This window comes from Paraconexibacter sp. (genome assembly GCF_059438195.1).
Map to the genome: position 1 here is coordinate 1 of NZ_JBLKKY010000136.1, position 3,154 is coordinate 3,154.

General features: G+C 73.5%; 3 protein-coding genes and 1 pseudogene. 1 reads left to right on the plus strand and 3 read right to left on the minus strand.

The window, feature by feature from the left end; genetic code table 11:
- Together ACME2J_RS22155 and ACME2J_RS22160 are read right to left on the minus strand one after the other, a co-directional pair.
- Positions 1-580 (minus strand): annotated as a pseudogene (locus ACME2J_RS22155) (hypothetical protein); the annotation flags it as partial.
- 83 nt (positions 581-663) lie between these two features.
- Positions 664-1,275, minus strand: coding sequence for an acyltransferase (locus ACME2J_RS22160; RefSeq protein ID WP_495547119.1), 612 nt, complete (start codon positions 1,273-1,275; stop codon positions 664-666).
- 85 nt (positions 1,276-1,360) lie between these two features.
- Between ACME2J_RS22160 and ACME2J_RS22165 the strand changes: the two genes are divergently transcribed.
- On the plus strand, positions 1,361-2,092 hold the full coding sequence (locus ACME2J_RS22165; protein WP_495547120.1) for a lysophospholipid acyltransferase family protein: 732 nt from the start codon (positions 1,361-1,363) through the stop codon (positions 2,090-2,092).
- Positions 2,093-2,497: 405 nt separating this feature from the next.
- Here the strand turns inward: ACME2J_RS22165 and ACME2J_RS22170 are convergent.
- On the minus strand, positions 2,498-3,154 hold a 657-nt coding region (locus tag ACME2J_RS22170), incomplete at its 5' end, for an ATP-binding cassette domain-containing protein (RefSeq protein ID WP_495547121.1).

Consider the following 3,154-nt stretch of genomic DNA (forward strand, 5'->3'; position numbering starts at 1 on the left):
CGGCCGTCTCCCGCTCCGCGGCCTCGCGGAGGGCGCGCGCCTCGTCGGCCGCCTCGGCGCGAACGCGCTCCGCTGCGGCGTCGGCCCGTGCGCGGGTCTCCTCCGCCTCCCGCTCCGCGAGCTCGCGGATCGCGGCCGCGCGTGCAGAGGCCTCGGCGGCGCGGGCCGTCACCTCTGGGTCGTCGGCCGCTTCCCATGGCTCGGCCGGGACCTCGAGCGAGGGCTCCGGCACCGGGTCGGGCTCCGATGGCGGCTCCGGCGCGGGAGGGGCGGGCGTCGGGGCCGGAGCGGGCTCCGGCGGGGACGGCGGGCCGGGATCGGGCGCGGGGGCCGGCGGCGGCGCGGGGTCGGGACCGGGAGCCGGCGGGGCCGGGGTCTCGTCGCGCGGGCCGACGACCGGCGGGAGGTCGCTCACGAACGTCTTGTGGCGGACGGTGAGCTCCCATCCGCGACCGCCCTCGGGCAGGTCGACAGCGCGCTCATGCACGATGTCGACGCGTCCGAAGCGGACCGTGAGGTTCGCGAGCAGCGTCCCGCGGTCAGGGCCGCTGACGGTGACGAGGTTCCCTTCTGACCCCATGAGGTGACGACGGTACCGCAGTGCTGCCGGTCGTTACCGGCCGGTGAAGCCGCAACGAGCGGGAACTCCGCCGATCGACCGCTTCACGGAGCACCGGAGGCGTCGCCCGCGGAGGCGACGGGCGCGCCCTCGACGCGACGCAGGACGCGCGCGGGCGACCCCGCGGCGATCGAGTACGGGGGGATGTCGGACGTCACGACGCTGTTCGCGCCGACGACCGACCGGCGGCCGATCGTCACCCCGCTGGTGACGACGACGTTCGCGCCGCACCAGACGTTGTCGCCGATGATCGTCGGGCCCTTCGTCGTGAAGCCCTGCCACGGGACCGGTCTCTCGAGGTCGTCGAAGCGGTGGTTGCCGTCGGTGATGAGGCAGCCGTTGGCGAACATGCAGTGCTCGCCGATCTCGACGCGCTCGACCGTGGCGACCTGCACGCCGAGGTTGAGGAAGGTCCCCCCGCCGATCGTCAGCCGACCGCTGCCCGTGAGCCAGGCCCCCGGCTCGAAGAGGACGTGCGGGCCGAGCTCGAGCCGGCCCTCGTCGATCATCTGCAGGACCTCGCCGTGGAGGGGTCCCTTCGCGAAGCACTCACGCCGCGCGAGCTCGACGTGGAGACGCGCGAGCCGCCACGGCAGCCGGTCGCGCTTGTAGTAGCGGAGCTTCTGGAGCCACAGCTTGGCCTGCGCGCGGGTCATCGGGCAAGCCTCCCAGAATCGCGGGGCCGCACCGGCACCCGCCCAGGTCCCCGCGGACCGGCGGAACGGTAGGGTCGCCGGCCACGTGCTGCGCGTCATCTCGACCGTCTACTGGGCGCTCATCTGCCTCTCCGCCCCGTTCTTCTTCGCCGTCGCGGTCGTCATCCGCGTCGTCACCGCGCCGTTCGACCGCCGGCGCGTCGTCCTCCACCTCTACTCGTGCGTGTGGGCGCTCGTCTTCGTGCGCCTCAACCCGCTGTGGAAGCTGCGGGTCACCGGCCGGGAGCATCTCCCGTGGCGCGGCCCGGCGGTCCTCGTCGCCAACCACGCGTCGCTCGTCGACATCCTCGTCCTCTTCGGTCTCCTGCGCCCCTTCAAGTGGGTGTCGAAGCACGAGAACTTCAAGATCCCCTTCATCGGCTGGAACATGAGCCTCAACGGCTACGTGCGGCTGGTGCGCGGCGACCGCTCCTCCGTCGTCGAGATGCTCGCCGAGTGCTCGCGGCTGCTCCAGGCGGGCAGCCCGGTCCTCTTCTTCCCCGAGGGGACCCGCACCCGCGACGGGCTCCTGCAGCCGTTCAAGGACGGCGCCTTCGAGCTCGCGATCCAGCACGGCGTCCCGGTCGTGCCGATCGCCGTCCACGGCACCGCCCGGGCGCTCCCGAAGCACGGGCTCGTCCTGCGCGAGCACGTCGACGCGACGGTCGAGGTCCTCGAGCCCCTCGACCCCGCCGACCACGCGACGGTCGCGGACCTCCGCGAGGCGGCGCGCGCGCGGATCGCGGCGGCGCTGGGTGAGTCGGGGCCTGCGGTCTGAGCGGAGGCGGACATCCTTCTGCGCTCCGCAACCCGCCCTCCGGGCGTCTTGCGACGCCGCTCCGGAGGACGTCCGCCTCCGCTCGACGTCAGCCACTGCGGCTCACGCGCCCCCCGTCCTCTGCTGAGGGCAAGGGTGGCAGCGCCACCGCGCGCGGTAGGACGAGGGCGTGTGACGTTCTGACGACGCCATGTGTCGCCGGAACGCCACACGCGGCGCCGCGCGGCGACGTGTGGAGAACGGGCGACGCCATGCGTCGCTGAGATGCCACACGCCCCCGCCGCCACCGGGGCAGCGGCACTGCCACCCCACGCACCACACCCCGGGCCGGGGGCGCGGATCGGGGCGCAGGGGGATGTCCGCTCCCGCGCGGACCGCCAGCGCCCTCGACCGAGGGCCCGGCCCTCAGGCCGCCGCCTTCACCGGCTTCTTCCGCGCCGCGCGCTTCTTCGGCCTCGCCGCCGCAGCCGGCTCGACGAGCTCGGCGAGGAAGCGGCCCGTGTGGGACTCCGGTGCCGCCGCGACCTCCTCGGGCGTGCCGGCGGCGACGACCGTGCCGCCCTCCTCCCCACCCTCGGGCCCCATGTCGATGATGCGGTCGGCCGTCTTGATGACGTCGAGGTTGTGCTCGATGACGACGACCGAGTTGCCCTGGTCGACGAGGCGGTGCAGCACCTCCAGGAGACGCTCCACGTCGGCGAAGTGCAGGCCGGTCGTCGGCTCGTCGAGGATGTAGAGCGTCCTGCCGGTCGCGATCTTCGACAGCTCGGTCGCGAGCTTGACCCGCTGCGCCTCGCCGCCGGAGAGCGTCGTCGCCGGCTGGCCGAGCCGGAGGTAGCCGAGCCCGACGTCCGCGAGCGTCTGCAGGCGACGGTGCACCTTCGGGATGTGGGCGAAGAACGAGACGGCCTCCTCGACGGGCATGTCGAGGACGTCGGCGATCGACTTGCCCTTGAAGCGGACGTCGAGCGTCTCGCGGTTGTAGCGCTTGCCGTGGCACTGCTCGCACGGGACGTAGACGTCCGGCAGGAAGTGCATCTCGATCTTGATCTGGCCGTCGCC

Bases quoted from the DNA above. Each gene is read 5' to 3' on its own strand.
- ACME2J_RS22160 (WP_495547119.1), bottom strand. From the start codon at position 1,275: ATGACCCGCGCGCAGGCCAAGCTGTGGCTCCAGAAGCTCCGCTACTAC.